This is a genomic window from Azoarcus sp. TTM-91, from assembly GCF_012911025.1.
Lineage (GTDB): Bacteria > Pseudomonadota > Gammaproteobacteria > Burkholderiales > Rhodocyclaceae > Azoarcus.
On record NZ_WUEI01000020.1, the window covers coordinates 20,077 to 35,858 of the forward strand.

Here is a 15,782-nt window from a genome sequence, read left to right on the forward strand (position 1 = left end):
GCGGGGAACAATCCCGCAGGCGTGGGCTACCCGCCGCAGCGGCTGGCTTGAGCCCGCCGCGGTCAAGGCATCGATCCATGTGCCGCAGGCTCACCAGCCCGCGGCTCATGCCTTGCAGCGGGCTGGTGAGCCTGCGGCGGATCTCCGTCATGCGGCTCGACGGCCGCCGGCGCGTCGCGCGTCTGCGAGCCACCCGAGCGCCGGACGGCGCGACTGGTATCAGCCGGATGGGGTAAGCGCGCGGCCCGCGACATCGGCCGCCGGGACTGCGCACGCCCCAGCCACAAGGCGAGCACCATCCAGACCAAGGCCAGCGGCAGGACCACGCTGGCGAGACCTCCCATCGCCAGCCCGAGCCGCCCCAGCGCACCCTCGGCCTGCGCGCCGGCAACGTCACCCGAGCGGTAGACGAAGGTGTCGATGAAGGCCTTGGCCTTGTACTTGTCCTCGCGGTCGGCCACGGTGAACAGCGTCTCGCGTGCCGGCTGGGCGATGGCGCGCTGTACCGCACGGGTGAGGGCCTCCAGCAGCACCAGCACGGCGAAGGAGCCGTAGATGGCGAGCCCGATGAAGCCCAGCGCAGTCGCAGCCGGCAGGATCGCCAGCGTGACGCCCAGGCCGAAGCGCGTGATGACCCGTCCGGCCAGGGTGAGCTGCAGCATCAGCACCGCGACATGCGTCCACATGTCTATCCTTCCCAGCAGGGCTGCCCGCGCGTCGACCCCGTCGGCGATCCCGGCCACCATCTGCAGGCGGGTGAAGTAGACGAAGGTGACCATCACCGCCGTCAGCATCACATAAGCCGCGACGCCGCCCAGGTAGGCGGAGCGGAACACCGCGTGAATGCCAGCCCAGGCGCTGCCGCCGATGCGCCCCGTCTCATCCGTGCGCGGCGACGCGGCTGCGCCAGGGCTTGTTCCGCAGCCGGGCGTGAGCCATAGCAGCGACCATGCCAACAACATGCCCAGCAGCAGGAAACCGCCGGCGACCAGCAGCAGGCTGGCCGTGCCCAGCGATTCGGCCAGTTCCGATGCGAGCCAGGGGCCGAAGATGGCGCCGGCCGTGCCGCCGATCGAGATCAGGCCGAAGAAGCGCTTGCCCTGGTCGCTGGTGAAGCGCTCGACCAGCAACGCCCAGAACACCATCGTGGCGAACAGGTTGAACACGTTGAACCAGATGTAGAACACCTGGCTGCTGGCCTGGCTCACCACGCCGGGTGCGTATCTCATCAGCCCCCAGAAGCCCGCCAGGCTCAGTACCAGGGAGCCATATGTCGCGCCGATGAACTGCGGCCGCCGCAAGCGGCTGACCAGCCATCCGAACAGCGGATTCACCGCCAGCGTTGCCGCCGCCGTCACAACGATCAGGCCGCGCACGCTCTCGATTCCGCGCTCCAGCCCCAGCGCATCCCGCGCGGGCCGCAGCAACATCAGCGCGGTCAACACGGAGAAGAAGAACAGTGCCGCAACCAGCACCGGTGCGATCTCGCCACGACGGATGTTGAACACCCGCACCCACAGGCGCGGGCGGTGCACGTTTGCCATGCGGGTTCGACTCATGAGGAGTTCCTGGCCGCCTCGACGCCCAAAAAGCGGACAGGGGATGGACGGCGATCCGATCAGCGGCCGGGCGCGGGGAAACGCGTACCGGTGAGCTCTTCAGTGATCGCCCACAGGCGTGCAGCGGCCGCGGCATCGCTGGCCAGCGGGGGAACGCTTGCCAGGCCGAGCGGCCCGGCGACCTCGTTCGGGCCGGTCGGACCGTAGTAGCTCCCGCCCCGCGCGTCAGCCGCGGTGGCGGCATACAAGGTGGGGATGGCGCCTTGGGCGGCCGTCTGCAGGTTCGGGCGCATGGCGGACCATTGGCGCCCCTGTTCGCTGTCCAGGCCCGGGCCGCGCGCAACCAGTTCGGTCACCGCGATGCCGGGGTGGGCGGCCAGGCTCTGGATGCCCCAGCCTGCGCCATCGCTGCGCCGCTGCAGTTCAAGGGCGAACATCAGGCACGCCAGCTTCGACTGGGCGTAGACGGCATAGGGCTCATAGGCCTGGTCGAATTGAAGATCGCCGAAGTTGATCCGGCCGCGGAGGGCGGCAACGCTCGACAGCGTCACCACCCGGGGTGAGTCGCTCTTGCGCAGCAGCGGTAGCAACTCGGCCGTCAGGACGAAATGGCCGAGATAGTTGGTGGCGAACTGCATCTCGAAGCCGTCGGCGGAAGTGCCGCGCGCCGGCGTCGCCATGATCGCGGCGTTGTTGATCAAGCCGTCGAGCCGGGGCAGCGTGCCGCTGAGGCGCTGGCTCAGCGCGCGGACCGAGGACAGATCGGCCAGATCGACGTGCTCGAACTGCACCTTGGCACCGGGCACTTCCTGCCCGATCCGGTCGATCGCCTCCTGCCCCCGTTGCGGGTTGCGCGCGGCGATGACAACCCGGGCGCCAGCGGCGGCCAGGGCCTTCGCATCCTCGAAGCCCATGCCGCTGGTTCCACCGGTGACCAGGAAGACGCGCCCCTCCTGGGAAGGCATGTCCGCCAGGCTCCAGTCGGGTTTCGGCGCGCCCTGCGCCAGCGCCCCGCCCACGGCAAAGGCGCAGCCCAGCAGCGCGCCGAAGGCGGCCAGGCGGTTGCGCCACCCGGCGCGGGCGGCCCGCCTGTTTCCCATTTGCTGTTCGTTCATCATCTTTCGGCTCCCGTGCTTGCTTGAATATGTGCAGCGAGGATCGGACGCGCCTGCTCATTCCCGGCGCCTGCCAATGTCGTCGAGGGCTCCATTCCCGGAAGCCTGAGCCCGCCCGAGGGTGGAGGCTGAACGTCGCAGCCCAGCCGGCTAGCCTGCTCCGAGAGAAGCGCCAATCGCCTTTCGGCATCACTGGCAGCAGAAGCGGCATGGCCATAGCGAGCCGCCACGATGAGGGGAACGACGACATGCCATGCCTCGCCCTTGGCGTGATCCGCCAGCGCTTTGGTCGCGTTTGCCTGCTCCTTCTGCTCCGCGACTTGAGCGCAAGACAGGGTTCCGAACCCCGCTTCGGCCAGCGTGCTCTCCGGGATATGGGCGCAAGCGGTCAGGAGCACCGGGGCAGCCAGCGCCGCCACGAGCTTGGCAAAATATCCTTCTGACATTGCCCCCCCGGCGGGCGCGGCCAGGCGTCCCGGCCCTCGCCGACGGGGCCGGGCGCGATCAATCTCCCTGGCCCTTGCCGTGGCAACGCGTGCCAGGCTGGTGAATGTGCGTATGGCTATGTTCACTGCGCATCCTCATTGTCATGTGTTGATCGGCGCGAACTGACCAGGCTGCTCATGCGCGGGAAGTGGCGTCCTGGGTCGCGGATGGTCCGGGGAGTTCACCCATCACCTCCGGGGGGCATGGCGTCGCCTGCGCTGGCGTCACCCGCCGCGCGTGCGCCCGCCCGAGCCAAAGGCCGAGCGCGGCCCATGCCAGCGCCAGCGGTACGACCACGCCGACCAGCCCGCCCAAGGCCAGCCCCAGCCGTCCGAGCGCGCCTTCGGTCTGTGCCCCGATGACATCGCCAGTGCGGTACATGAAGGTGTCGACGAAGGCCTTGGCCTTGTATTTCTCCTCACGGCTGACCACGGTGAACAGCGCTTCCCGCGCCGGCCGGGTGAGGCCTCGCTGCAGCGCACGGGTGGTGGCCTCGAGCAGGATGAGCACCACGAAGGAGCCGTAGATCGCCAGCCCGATGAAGCCGAGCGCGGTGGCCACCGGCAGGATCGCCAATGCCACGCCGAGGCCGAAGCGCTGGATGATCTTTCCGGTCAGGGTGAGTTGCAGGAGCAGCACCGCGAGCTGGGTCCACATGTCGATGTTGCCCAGGATCGCCGCACGCGCATCCGTGCTGCCCGCCACCGCCGCCACCATCTGCAGGCGGGTGAAGTAGATGAAGGTTGCCAGCACCGTCATCAACAGGATGTAGCCGGCGATGGCGGTCAGGTAGCGCGAGCGGAACACCGCGCGCAGGCCTGCCCAGGCGCTGCCGCCGATGCGCTCGGCCTCACCCGCGAGCCCGGCCGCGGTGGCGGATGCTCCCGGGCCGGCCCGATCGGGTGCGGTGCGCACGAGCAGCCAGGCAGCGGCCACGGCCAGCAGCAAGAAGCCGCCGGCAACCAGCAGCAGACTCGGCGTGCCCAGTGGTTGCGCGAGTCGCGAGGTGAGCCAGGGCCCAAAGATCGCGCCCAGCGTGCCGCCTATCGAGATCAGGGCGAAGAAGCGCTTGCCCTGGTCACTGGTGAAGCGATCAGCCAGCAGCGCCCAGAACACCATGGTCGCGAACAGGTTGAACACGCTGAACCAGACGTAGAACACCTGGCCGCTGCCCCGGCCGACCGCGCCAGGCGTGAACATCAGCAGCGCCCAGAAGCCCACCAGGCTGAGCACGAAGAAGCCGTATGTCGCGGCGATGAACTGCAGTCGCTTGAAGCGGCTGACCAGCCACCCGAACAGCGGATTCACCGCCAGCGTCACGACCGCCGTGCCGATGAACAGCCAGCGGATGTTCTCGATCCCGCGCTCCATGCCCAGCGCGTCTCGCGCCGGCCTCAGCAGCATCAGGGCGGTCAGCACCAAGAAGAAGAACAGCGCCGCGATTAGGACCGGCCCGACCTCCTCGCGGCGGAGGTTGAACAAGGCCCGCATCAGGCGCGGCGCCGCGGTAGTGGCTTGACTCATGGGAAGAAGGCCCTGGCTCGGAGGAGGTCGTAAGAACGCGCGTTGATGTTCATTCCGGGCGGCGCGACGGGAAGCGGGTAGCGCTGAGCTCCTCGCTGACGCTCCACAGCCGGGCAGCCACCCCGCCATCCGTCGCGGCAAGGGGCACGCTGGCAAGACCGAGCGCGCCTCGCGCTTCCAGAAGACCGGTGGGCCCGTAGTAGGCGCCCCCCACGACCTCCTGCGCGGTGGCGGCATACAACGTCGGCACCGCGCCTTGTGCAGCCGTCTGGAAAAAGCGCCACAGCGGCGTGCTTCGGCCTTGCGACGGCAGCAGATTGGTCCGCGAAAGCCCCGGATGAGACGCGATGCTTTTCAGGCCCCAGCCAGCCGCATCGCTGCGCCGCTGCAGCTCGAAAGCGAACATCAGGCACGCCAGCTTCGACTGCTGGTAGGCAGCCTCCGCATCCCAAGCCCGTTCAAACTGCAGATCCTCGAAGTGGATCGCACCCCGGTGCGCGCCGATACTGGACAGCGTGACCACGCGTGGCGCATCGGCCTGCCGTAACAAGGGCAGCACTTCCGCCGTCAGGACGAAGTGCCCCAAGTAATTGATGGCGAACTGCGTCTCGAACCCTTGGGCCGAACTGCCTCGCTGCGGCGGCTGCATGATGGCCGCGTTGTTGATCAGGCCATCCAGGCGGGGCAGCGTGGCCTTGAGCCGCTCGGCCAGCGCCCGGACCGAGGCGAGATCGGCCAGGTCCAGCGCTTCGAACTGCACACGCGCACCGGGTGTTTCCTGCCGGATGCTCGCGATCGCCTCCTCCCCGCGCTCTGGATTGCGCGCCGCGATGACCACCTGCGCGCCTGCGGCCGCCAGCGCCTTGGCGCTCTCGTAGCCGATGCCGCTCGTCCCGCCGGTAATCAGGAGGATGCGCCCCTGCTGGGCAGGCATGTCGGCCAAGGCCCAGTCTGGCTTGGGCTGCCCCCCTACCACCGAAGCGCCGCCAGCGCACGCGGAAAGCAACAGCGTGCCAACGACGGCGAGGGAGGCTCTCCACTGGGAGCACGGCCGGGGCGACCCTTTTTCAGCAATGAACGCCGGATGGCCTCGCCGGAGAGGCGTGCCGGAAACCGTCCGGCTGATCGCGTTCCGGGCCTCGCGGGGAGCGGGAAGGGAGAAAAGCATTGGGGGCATGGCAGCGCGCCTGAAGAGTTGTTGCGGGTGATGCAGTGTTTTCCGGCGCGATTAAATTGGGTTTAAGTCGATCGACGCGGCGCGGCCGCCCCGTCTGGAGCTGTTTGGAGCGCAGGACTTAATCCGGTATTAATGCCGGCGATGCACGATTGCCGATCCCCATTTCCACAACGCGCCCTGCCATGGATGCGATCCTTCTCGTCGAAGACGACCACATGCTCGGCCAGGCGCTGACCGCCGCGCTCGGCCAGGAGGGGTGGCGCGTCGCTCATTGCGAGGACGCGGGATCCGCGCGACTGGCGCTGGTCGATCACGCCTTCGTCGCAGTCCTGCTCGACCTCGGCCTCCCCGGCGGCTCCGGACTGGAGGTGCTGACGGCGATGCGCGGTCATTACGATCCGACGCCGGTCCTGATCATCACCGCGCGCGACCAACTGAGCGATCGCGTCCGCGGCCTCGACGCCGGCGCGGACGACTACATCGTCAAGCCATTCCAGCGCGACGAGATGCTGGCGCGCCTGCGCGCGGTGCTGCGCCGCAGCCGTGGAGCGGTGACACCGGTGCTGCGCTGGCGCGACATCGAGATCGACCCCGCCGCGCGGACAGTGACCCGCGGCGGCCAGCGGATCGCGCTAAGCGCGATCGAGTTCCGCCTGCTGCTGTCGCTGTTCCAGTCTCGCCGCCGGGTGCTCAATCGCGACCAGTTGCAGGACCGCCTGTATGGCAGCGACACAGAAATCGGCAGCAACACCGTCGCGGTCTACGTGCACCAACTAAGGCGCAAGCTCGGCGACGACATCATCGTGACCGAGCTCGGCTATGGTTACCGCGCCGGGGATGAAGACTGAATGCGCGCGCTGCGCACGCGGCTGCTGCTCGCGCTGGCGGCGGTACTGCTCGCCGCCTGGGGCAGCTGGTTCGCGCTCCAGTACATCGACATGATGGCGCGGCAGGACGGCGAGGCCAACGCCATGGTGCGCAGCATCGCCGAACAGTTGCTGCTGTCGCTGCCTTCCGACATTGCGACGGCGGGCCAGCAGCGGCAGTTCGTGCTGGACGGCGAGACGATTCCTGTCAGCGGCAAGTTCTCCGCCCTCGGCTTCCAGGTCTGGGAGCATGGCACCCACCGCCGGCTGGTGTCGTCGCGGCCGGCGCCGGAGCATGCGATGGCGCCGGATTTCGCCGACGGTTTCACCGCGACGACCATCGCCGGCGTGCCTTGGCGCGTGTTCGCGATCAGCGACACGCAGCACCGGGTGCAGGTGCAGGTCGGGGTACCGGAGGCGGCCATGCGGGCGGAGTTGAAGCGCTGGTTCAACGCCAGCCTCCTGACCGCGGTGTCCCTGCTGTTCGGCATAGGCATCGCGATCTGGGCGGTGATCCACTGGTCGCTGCGACCGGTGCTACGGGTCAGCGAGTCGCTCGCAAGGCGCGCGCCGCTCGACCTTGCGCCCCTGCCGGAACGCGGGCTGCCCGACGAGTTCACCCCGCTGGTGCGCGCGTTCAACCACTTGATGGCGCGGCTGGCACAAACGCTCCAGCACGAGCGCGAGTTCCTCGGCGAGGCTGCACATGAGCTGCGCACCCCCCTGGCCGCCCTGCTGGCTCAAGCGCAGGTGCTGCAGCACGCTGGCGACCGCGACGAAGCGCGCGAAGCGCTCGACCACCTCATCGCCGGAATAGAACGCACCTCGCGGCTGGCGCAGCAACTACTCGACGCCGCCCGGGTGGATGCCGGCGGCGCCGCCACGCGCGCCGAGGACATCGATCTGGCGCTGGTCGTGGGGATGGTGGCGGACGAGTTCGAACTGATCGCCCTGCGCGGGGGCCAGTCGATCGAAGTCGAGGCGGAGCAAGCGCCCGTGCACGGCGACATCGACGACCTTGGGATCCTGGTTCGCAACCTGCTCGACAACGCGCTGCGCCACGGCCGCCGAGGCACACGCGTGCGGCTGGCGACCCGGCTCGAGAGCGAGGGCAAGGCGCGTATGGCGACCCTGATGGTTGCCGACGATGGTCCAGGCATTCCGGACGGCGAGAACGAGCGGGTTTTCGAACGTTTCTACCGCGCAGGCAACGGCCATCGCGCGCAAGGCATCGGCATGGGCCTGTCGCTGGTCGAACGGGTGGTCGCCTCGCACGGCGGACAGCTGCGCTGCGGCACCGGGCTCGACGGCCGCGGATTCGGCGTCGAGATCCGCTTGCCGGCCGCTGCGGGGAACTCCTCCCCACCTGAGCGCGGCCAGTAGCCGCTGGCAGGAGCGCCCCGCTCCACACCGGGTGGCGCCCCCGCCTCCGCAGCCCACGCCAATGCCGATGGCGCGGGGGCGGGACAGCTCCGCTCTTCCCGCGGCAAGCTCTCCTCACGCCACCGGCGCAGACCGGGACCATCGGCCCGATGGCGCTGCCGGAGAGGGTGAGCGCCTGGCCACCCCGGGCGACAAACACCCAGCCCAGGCGCCGAGAAGCGTCTCCGGGCGAAGCCTTGCGCTTTGCCGCGCGGAAGAAAGGAAGGTAATCTAGGTGCATGATTAAATGCACTTAGTTTCGCCTTTGCCGCACTCGGTGCATTCAGTGCAATTGCGCAACGAACCATTCAGGAATGCTGGAAATCCATCCCCCCGCGGGCATTGCACCGAAAGAAGGCTTGCGCGAACGCAAGCGCCGCGAGACCCGGCAGCGCATCGCCGAGGTTGGCCTGCGCCTGTTCCTCGCCAAGGGGTACGACGGCACGACGCTGGACGAGATCGCAGCGGCGGCAGGTATCTCTCGCCGTGGCTTTTTCTCGTACTTCAAGTCGAAAGACGACGTCATGGTGTTCTGGATGGAAAGCGGTTCGGCCAGTCTGATCGCCGATCTGTTGAAGACATCGCCCGACGTACCGCCACTGGATGCCGTCCGCGACGTCATGGTGAAACACATCGCCAGCAATACGACCGAGCAGATGACCGCCATCGACAATCTCATGCTGTCGAGTGAATCGCTGCTTGCCCGCAAGCAGGCTTACTACGCGGAACAGGAGCGGATGCTCTTCAGCGCATTGTGCGAAGTCTGGCGGCAGCCCGAGCGCCGCGGGGCGCTGCGGATGGTCGCCATGGTGTCCATCGGCGTAATGAGAATCGCGCTTCAGGCCTGGCGGGAACAGACCGGCCAGCGAAAACCGGCGGCCAAGTTCCTGCGGGAGGCCTTCGATAGCCTGAAATCCGGGCTTTAACCGTGCGCCAGGATCGCATCCGGGTCGAAGGAGGGGCTGGCAGTTATGGCTTCCCTTTTCCGCTGCGGAGCCCGGTTGCAAGGCCGGCGTCCGGCACCGGGAGGGTTCACAGCAGGTTTTCCTCGGCAGCCTGATAGACGGTTCTTACGCTGGGCTGGAAGCCAAGGCGACGAGCCAACGCTCCGCTGACACGAAGATGCCAGGGATTTCCCAGCGGCTCGGACGCAGGCTCCATCGTTTCGCCGACCAGTTCGGCCAGTTCGTAAAGTGAGGTCGGCGCGTCGTCGGTAATGTTGACGATGTGCCTGTCCATCGCACCGGATAGGGCGAGTTCCATGGCGACGGCAATGTCGCGATGATGAATCATGCTCATTGTTTTCGCGGGATGGAATTTGGCACGGGCCGCGAGTCCGGGGAGTTCCTCCAGATGTCCGTCCTGGTCGCCGTAAACGAAGCCGAAGCGCAGGATCGACCAGTTCAGCCCGCTTTCACGCAGTTCCTTTTCGGCCGCGATCTTGCTGGCCGGGTAAGCGTGCTTCGGGTCGGTGGCATCATCCTCACGACCGGGGCGCGGACTGTCCATGTCATACACATTGGTGGTGCTCGCCATGATGAAACGCGCCTCTGGCGCATATCCCTTCGCTGCAGCGACCAGGTTGCGTGTTCCATCGAGATTGCTCTTCCAGATCATGTCCGTATCCGGGCTGCGGAACACCGCCGCGAGGTGGATGATCGCCGAGACGCCTTGAACCGCCCGAACCAGGGATGCAGGCTCAAGCAGATCACCCTCCACCGCAGCAACCCCGGCGGGCGCGGCCTTCCCGGCGCGCATGAGCGCCCGGCAATCCCTGCCAGTTTCAGCAAGGCGGGGCAGAAGCCGCGCACCCACAAGACCGCTTGCGCCTGTGATCAAGATCGTCATACGCCCGCAGCTCTCTGCAGAAGATTTTCAAGCCGCCCGGTTGCTGTCTGGAGCACCCGGATGGCGGTAGCGATGTCGGCCGCGTCAATGCCATCGAATGCCGCCTCGCGAATGAAGGTGAGATCGGGCAGTCCGCCCCACAGCTTCGTCCCCCCTGCCGTTAATTGGAGAAGTTTCTGACGCTGATCGGTTCGGTCCGGCACCTGGTCCACCAGGCCCTTGCGTAGGAGCGTTGCCACGATCCCGCTCATCGTCGCCCGTTCGATCTGGAGCATCTCCACCAGATCGCGCTGCCTGGTCGGGCCCTCGTGAGCCAGCTGGTACAGCACATACCACTGGGTGGAGCCGAGATCGAAAGGGCGTAGTGCCGAATCCATGACGGCACGGCCCGCGAAGTAACACCGCTTCGTCCAGAGCCCCACTGCGTCACGCCCCGATTCCATCTGCCCATTGGTCACCATAGAAGCCCCTCAAGTCGCTTGGTACCTTACAATTTTTGATAGGTACCAAACAAACTGTCAAGGAGAATCGGCGGGACCGAGCCTTGAGAAAACCCTAGTGAGGATCTCGGCCCCTACGGGGAGGCAGGCCGCATCAACTCAGATGACATAGGGACTAGCCATCCCGCCCGGCTTGCGGGCCCGGCACTATTCCTGACCACCGAGAGCATCCGGTGAACCTTGGCTTGCGCCATCGAGACCGGAGGCCCGGCCGTTCGGAGCCGGTCTCGGATGCCGGCCATACTGCCGTGGCGACACGCCCATGACCCGCTTGAACGCCATGCTGAACGCGCTTTCCGATTCGTAACCGAGAGACAGCGCAATGGCGGAAACGGAATCGTGGCTGTTCTCCAGCCTGTGTCCCGCCAGCAGCATGCGCCAGCGCCTCACGTACTCCATGGGCGAGCTTCCCACCGTCTCCCTGAATTTCTCGGCGAACGCCGAGCGCGACATGCAGGCGCGCTCGGCCAGCGCCTGCAGGGTCCAGCGATAGGCCGGATCGGCATGGACCGCGCCGATGGCGGGCCCCAGCTGCTTGTCCGCGACCCCAAAGAGCCATCCGGAGCCGTTCATTCCCCCTTCTTTCACATGCAGCCTGAGCGCTTGGACCAGCATCATGTGGGCAAGATGCTGGGCGATCAGGAAACCGCCGGGTTCGGCGTCGCGCAGCTCCTGCATCATCCGCTCCACCGCCCAGCGCATCGCCGCCTGTTCCGTCGCGTTGCGGATGTGCACGATGGCCGGCAACAGGCCCATCAGCATGTCGGCATGGCCGCCGCTGACGCCGAACCGGCTGCCGACGAGCAGACAGCTGCCCCCGCCATTGATCGTGACGACGCCACCGGGGCGTGGGGGTGGAAAGTAATTGCGGGAAGGCTCGGGGGGCAGCGCCATGTCGCTTGCCAGCCGGAACGGGCGGCCGCTCGGCAACACGAAGCAATCGCCCTTCTCCAGATGCGCGGCGCCGGGAATCCCATCGACCGCCAGCCAGCATTCGCCGGACACCACGGCATAACACTTGATGAGCTTGTCCTGATCCGGGAACTGGATCGACCAGTTCCGACCGGCATCCACGCCGGCGGAAACGTAGCTGCGCGGTTTCAGCAGCGAGAGCACGTCTGAGAGCGGGTCCATGGCCTCTTGTGGGCGATTGCAAAGGCAACCCGACTCTATCGCACCGAGCGGACAACGGGCGGCCCCGGCGGGATGCGGATGCCGGCGATCGAGGCTAGCGACGGCGCCAGCGCATCGCCGGACCAGCGGGCGCCGGGTGGAACTCGATCACCTCGGCCTTGAAGTATCGCTTTTCTGGACGATCGACGAAGTATTGCGGACTGATCAGCATGGTTCGTACAGGCATGCCTCCCTATCCTTCGTCGACGGCCTGAAACCGGCCGGCTAACCAGGAGATGGAAGGTGGACAGCAAGGACATGCGCTGCAACGAGCATGACGCGGATACCCGGGATGCCCCCGATGGATGGCGCCGCCGCTTCCTCGGCAGCCTTGCGCTGGGTACCGGCGCCGGCGTGGCCGGAAGCCTGGGCCTGGGCGTGGCAGGGCTTGCGCATGCGGCAACGCCACCGGCCGGCGCCCGGATCGTGGTGACCGCGCCCACGGGCAACATCGGCGCGCAGGTGCTGACGAACCTGCTGGCCGGCGGCGCAAAGGTTCGCGTGATCGCGCGCGATCCCGCGAACCTGGCCGCACAAGTGCGAGCACGGGTGGAAGTCGTGCAGGGCTCGCATGGCGACGCCAGCGTCGTCGACCGGGCCTTCGAGGGTGCCGACAGCGTGTTCTGGCTTTGTCCGCCCGAGCCTGGCGCCAAGAGCGTCAGGGCCGCCTATGTGGAGTTCACCCGGCCGGCCTGCGAGGCGATCACGCGGCACGGGGTACGCCGCGTGGTCGGCATCACCGCGCTGGGCCGCGGCACGCCGATGGCGGCGAATGCCGGGCATGTCACCGCCTCGCTGGCGATGGACGATCTGATCGCGGAAACAGGCGTGGCTTTCCGCGCACTCGCCATGCCTTCGTTCATGGACAACATCGCCCGGCAGGCTGCCCCGATCCGCGACCAAGGCATGTTCTTCCTGCCGATCGACGGCGACCGCAAGCTGCCGGCAGTCGCCAGCCGCGACATCGCATCCGTCGCTGCCGGACTACTGCTAGACCCTTCCTGGGACGGCAGCGGAGAGCTGCCCGTACTCGGCCCGGAGGATCTGTCCTTCAACGACATGGCGCGCATCATGTCGGAGGTCCTCGGCAAACCCGTGCGCTATGGGCAGATCACGCTCGAAGCCTACAAAGCCGGCTTCGTCCAGCGTGGCATGTCGGACGCCATGGCCCAGGGCATGACCGACATGGCGAGGGCCAAGAACGAGGGTCTCGACAATGGCGTATCGCGCACGCCCGGAAACAGTACCCCCACCCATTTCAGACAGTGGTGCGAGGAGGAATTGAGGCCGCGGGTCCTCGGCTAGCGAAGCGGACAGCGGACACCGGCGCGGGCGGACAAGAATGCACCCGGCCTGGCGTTCGGCCAGCGGCCTGATACGCAATCAATGGAAGGCTGCGAAAGACCCGCCCGCTCGGGGCAGAGCCTTTCCGGCGGCCCTGGCCGCGGCCGGACTGAGCTCTGCGTCAGGACGGGCGATACACCGGATGGCGGCGGCACAACCCGACCACCTGTTCCCGCACCCGGTCGCGCACGAGCCGCAGCGCATCGCCACCGGCCTCCAGGCTGTCCAGCACGTCGCACAGCCAGCCGGCGAGCCGCTCGCAGTCGTCGGCCCCGAAGCCACGCGTGGTCACGGCCGGAGTGCCGATGCGCAGCCCCGAGGTGACGAAGGGCGAGCGCGGATCATTGGGCACCGAGTTCTTGTTCGCGGTGATGTAGGCCTCCCGCAGGGCGGCATCCGCCTCCTTGCCGGTGTATGGCCGGGCGGAGAGGTCGATCAGCATCAGGTGGTTATCGGTGCCGCCGGAAACGATACGGTAACCCCGCCGCTGGATGACCGCCGCCATCGCCCTGGCGTTGGCCACCACCTGGCGCTGGTAGGCCTTGAACTCCGGCTGCAGGGCCTCCTTGAAGGCAAGCGCCTTGGCGGCGACGAGATGCATCAGCGGCCCGCCCTGGATGCCGGGGAACACCGCGGCGTCCAGCTTGCGGTGGAAGGCGTCGTCCTGCCCCTTGGCGAGGATGATGCCGCCGCGCGGGCCGCGCAGGGTCTTGTGGGTGGTGCTGGTCACCACATGGGCGTGGGGCAGGGGATCCGGGTATTCGCCTGCCGCCACCAGCCCGGCGACATGCGCCATGTCCACCCAGAAGAGGGCGCCCACCTTGTCGGCGATGGCGCGCATGCGGGCCCAGTCCTTGTGGCGGGAGTAGGCGGAGAAGCCGCCGATCAACATCCTCGGCCGGCTCGCCAGCGCGATCCGCTCCATCTCGTCGTAGTCGATCAGCCCGGTATCCGGGTCCAGCCCGTAAGGCACGATGCGGTAGTGCCGGCCGGAGAAGTTGGACGGGCTGCCGTGGGTCAGGTGGCCGCCCTGCGCCAGGTTCATGCCCATCACGGTATCGCCGGGCGTGGTCAGCGCCAGAAAGACCGCGGCGTTGGCCTGGGCGCCGGCATGCGGCTGGACGTTGGCGTAGTCGCAATCGAACAGCGTCTTGAGCCGCGCGATGGCCAGGCGCTCGGCCACATCCACATGCTCGCAGCCACTGTAGTAACGCCTGCCGGGATAGCCCTCGGCGTACTTGTTGGTGAACACCGAGTTCTGCACCGCCATCACCAGCGGGCTGGCGTAGTTCTCCGAGGCGATCAACTCGATATGGTCCTCCTGGCGGCGTTCTTCATCCCGGAGGGCAGCCGCCAGTTCCGGGTCGAAGCCGGCCAGGGTCAGGGAAGCGTCGTACATGGCATGCGTCCTCAAGCTCTTTTGCCGAGCGCCGGGCTGCCCAAGGAAACGGTGGCATCCCCCGCCGCCAGCGCCTGCCGCGGCAGGCGCCCGTTGAGCACCGCATGGGCGACGAGCCCGATCAGCAGGCCCCAGAACGCGCCGCCTATGCCCAGCAGGGTGATGTTGGCGGAGGCGGCCAGGAAGGTGATCAGCGCCGCCTCGCGGGTCCGGGCGTCGGCCAGCGCGCTGGCGAGGCTGCCGCCTATTGTGCCCAGCAGCGCCAGGCCCGCCAGCGTGGTGATGAAGGTGGCCGGGAAAGCCATGAAGATCGCTGCCAGCGTCACGCCGAACACGCCCACCAGCACGTAGAACACGCCTGCGGCAATACCGGCGATCCAGCGCCTGGAGGGGTCTTCGTGGGCCTCGCGGCCGGTGCAGATGGCGGCGGTGATGGCGGCGATGTTGAAGGCATGCGAACCGAAGGGCGCCATCAGCAGCGAGCCCAGCCCGGTAATGGTCACGATGGGGTTGGCGCTGGTCTTGAAGCCGTCGTTGCGCAGCACCAGCATGCCGGGCATGTACTGGCCGGTCAGGGTGATGAGGAACAGCGGCAAGGCTACGCTCAGCAAGGCGTTGAGCGAAAACACCGGCATCGTGAATACCGGTGCGGCCAACTCCAGGCCGAGCCCGGACAGGTCCACCCGCTGCTGCAGCAGCAGCATGGCCAGCCCCAGCACCAGGATGCCCACCACCGCATAACGCGCGGCCACCCGCTTGAGCGTCACGTAGGCGACGATCAGCACGCCTACCAGCAGCGGATCGCCGCTCATGCCGCCGAAGGCGCCGACGCCGAACTGGAGCAGGATGCCGGCCAGCAGCCCGGCCGCCACGCCCGGAGGGATCAGGCGGATGACGCGCTCGAAGCAGCCGGACAAGCCCAGCACCACGAAGGCCGCCGCCGAGATCATGTAAGCGCCCACCGCTTCCGCGTAGGAGGTGGTCGCCAGCGCGGTGACGAGGAAGGCCGCCGCCGGCGTGGACCAGGCGGTGATGATGGGCGCGCGGGCAGCCCAGCTCAGGATGATGCCCGTCACGCCCACGCCGATGGAGATGGACCACACCCAGGAGGCGGTCAGCTCGGGGCTGAGCCCCGCCACCTTGGCGGCCTGGAACACCAGGATGAAAGTGCCACCGTAGTTGACGATGACCGAGATCAACCCGGCGATCACCGGATGAGTGAAATCGCTGGGCTGGAAGGCGGAACGGGGTGCGGATGAGGACATGGCCTGCCTGGCTCCTTCGGAATGTGTCCGGTGCGGCTCGAAGGCCTTTTTATAGCCTTAAAATGGATGGCCAAGCCCCACCATTTTCTCGATGGAATACCAGC

15 protein-coding genes are annotated in these 15,782 nt (G+C 67.5%); 4 read left to right on the plus strand and 11 right to left on the minus strand.

Annotated features, from left to right (window positions below; all coding sequences use genetic code 11):
• Window positions 1-62 precede the first annotated feature (62 nt).
• The 5 genes from GRF61_RS08220 to GRF61_RS08240 form a co-directional block, all read right to left on the minus strand.
• Complete coding sequence (locus tag GRF61_RS08220; protein WP_211165819.1) at window positions 63-1,559, minus strand: MFS transporter; 1,497 nt, start codon at window positions 1,557-1,559, stop codon at window positions 63-65.
• A 59-nt stretch (window positions 1,560-1,618) separates the two neighbouring features.
• A complete protein-coding gene (locus tag GRF61_RS08225) occupies window positions 1,619-2,677 on the minus strand; it encodes an SDR family oxidoreductase (protein ID WP_211165820.1) in 1,059 nt (352 codons plus the stop codon).
• Window positions 2,674-3,120: a hypothetical protein gene (locus GRF61_RS08230; protein ID WP_169150184.1), complete on the minus strand. Its 447-nt coding sequence runs from the start codon at window positions 3,118-3,120 to the stop codon at window positions 2,674-2,676. Before GRF61_RS08230 ends, GRF61_RS08225 begins: the two co-directional genes overlap by 4 nt.
• Before the next feature lie 175 nt (window positions 3,121-3,295).
• Window positions 3,296-4,684, minus strand: a complete 1,389-nt coding sequence (locus GRF61_RS08235) for an MFS transporter (RefSeq protein WP_169150185.1) — start codon at window positions 4,682-4,684, stop codon at window positions 3,296-3,298.
• Window positions 4,685-4,733: 49 nt separating this feature from the next.
• A complete protein-coding gene (locus GRF61_RS08240; RefSeq protein ID WP_348982367.1) occupies window positions 4,734-5,660 on the minus strand; it encodes an oxidoreductase in 927 nt (308 codons plus the stop codon).
• 383 nt (window positions 5,661-6,043) lie between these two features.
• On the opposite strand from GRF61_RS08240, the gene GRF61_RS08245 reads away from it, so the two are divergent.
• The 3 genes from GRF61_RS08245 (at window position 6,044) to GRF61_RS08255 (ending at window position 9,075) form a co-directional block, all read left to right on the plus strand.
• Window positions 6,044-6,709 (plus strand): response regulator transcription factor, encoded by a 666-nt coding sequence (locus tag GRF61_RS08245; RefSeq protein ID WP_169150186.1) that lies wholly within the window; start codon window positions 6,044-6,046, stop codon window positions 6,707-6,709.
• Entirely contained in the window at window positions 6,710-8,110 is a 1,401-nt protein-coding gene (locus tag GRF61_RS08250; RefSeq protein ID WP_169150187.1) for an ATP-binding protein, read from the plus strand.
• A 353-nt stretch (window positions 8,111-8,463) separates the two neighbouring features.
• On the plus strand, window positions 8,464-9,075 hold the full coding sequence (locus GRF61_RS08255; RefSeq protein WP_169150188.1) for a TetR/AcrR family transcriptional regulator: 612 nt from the start codon (window positions 8,464-8,466) through the stop codon (window positions 9,073-9,075).
• A gap of 106 nt (window positions 9,076-9,181) precedes the next feature.
• Here GRF61_RS08255 and GRF61_RS08260 read toward each other — a convergent pair whose 3' ends face one another.
• The 4 genes from GRF61_RS08260 to GRF61_RS25010 all read right to left on the minus strand — a co-directional run bounded on the left by GRF61_RS08260 (window position 9,182) and on the right by GRF61_RS25010 (window position 11,857).
• A complete protein-coding gene (locus tag GRF61_RS08260) occupies window positions 9,182-9,997 on the minus strand; it encodes an NAD(P)-dependent oxidoreductase (RefSeq protein ID WP_169150189.1) in 816 nt (271 codons plus the stop codon).
• Window positions 9,994-10,374, minus strand: a complete 381-nt coding sequence (locus tag GRF61_RS08265) for a MarR family transcriptional regulator (RefSeq protein WP_211165822.1) — start codon at window positions 10,372-10,374, stop codon at window positions 9,994-9,996. The genes GRF61_RS08260 and GRF61_RS08265 overlap by 4 nt, the downstream gene beginning before the upstream one ends.
• Window positions 10,375-10,644: 270 nt before the next feature.
• Window positions 10,645-11,631, minus strand: a complete 987-nt coding sequence (locus GRF61_RS08270; RefSeq protein WP_169150191.1) for an AraC family transcriptional regulator — start codon at window positions 11,629-11,631, stop codon at window positions 10,645-10,647.
• A 94-nt stretch (window positions 11,632-11,725) separates the two neighbouring features.
• Entirely contained in the window at window positions 11,726-11,857 is a 132-nt protein-coding gene (locus GRF61_RS25010) for a hypothetical protein (protein ID WP_282447156.1), read from the minus strand.
• 56 nt (window positions 11,858-11,913) lie between these two features.
• On the opposite strand from GRF61_RS25010, the gene GRF61_RS08275 reads away from it, so the two are divergent.
• On the plus strand, window positions 11,914-12,975 hold the full coding sequence (locus GRF61_RS08275; protein ID WP_211165823.1) for an NAD(P)H-binding protein: 1,062 nt from the start codon (window positions 11,914-11,916) through the stop codon (window positions 12,973-12,975).
• Window positions 12,976-13,135: 160 nt separating this feature from the next.
• On the opposite strand, the gene glyA is transcribed toward GRF61_RS08275, so the two are convergent.
• Both glyA and GRF61_RS08285 read right to left on the minus strand, forming a co-directional pair.
• Window positions 13,136-14,413, minus strand: coding sequence for a serine hydroxymethyltransferase (glyA, locus tag GRF61_RS08280; RefSeq protein WP_169150192.1), 1,278 nt, complete (start codon window positions 14,411-14,413; stop codon window positions 13,136-13,138).
• Window positions 14,414-14,424: 11 nt separating this feature from the next.
• On the minus strand, window positions 14,425-15,678 hold the full coding sequence (locus tag GRF61_RS08285) for a benzoate/H(+) symporter BenE family transporter (RefSeq protein WP_169150193.1): 1,254 nt from the start codon (window positions 15,676-15,678) through the stop codon (window positions 14,425-14,427).
• Window positions 15,679-15,782 lie beyond the last annotated feature (104 nt).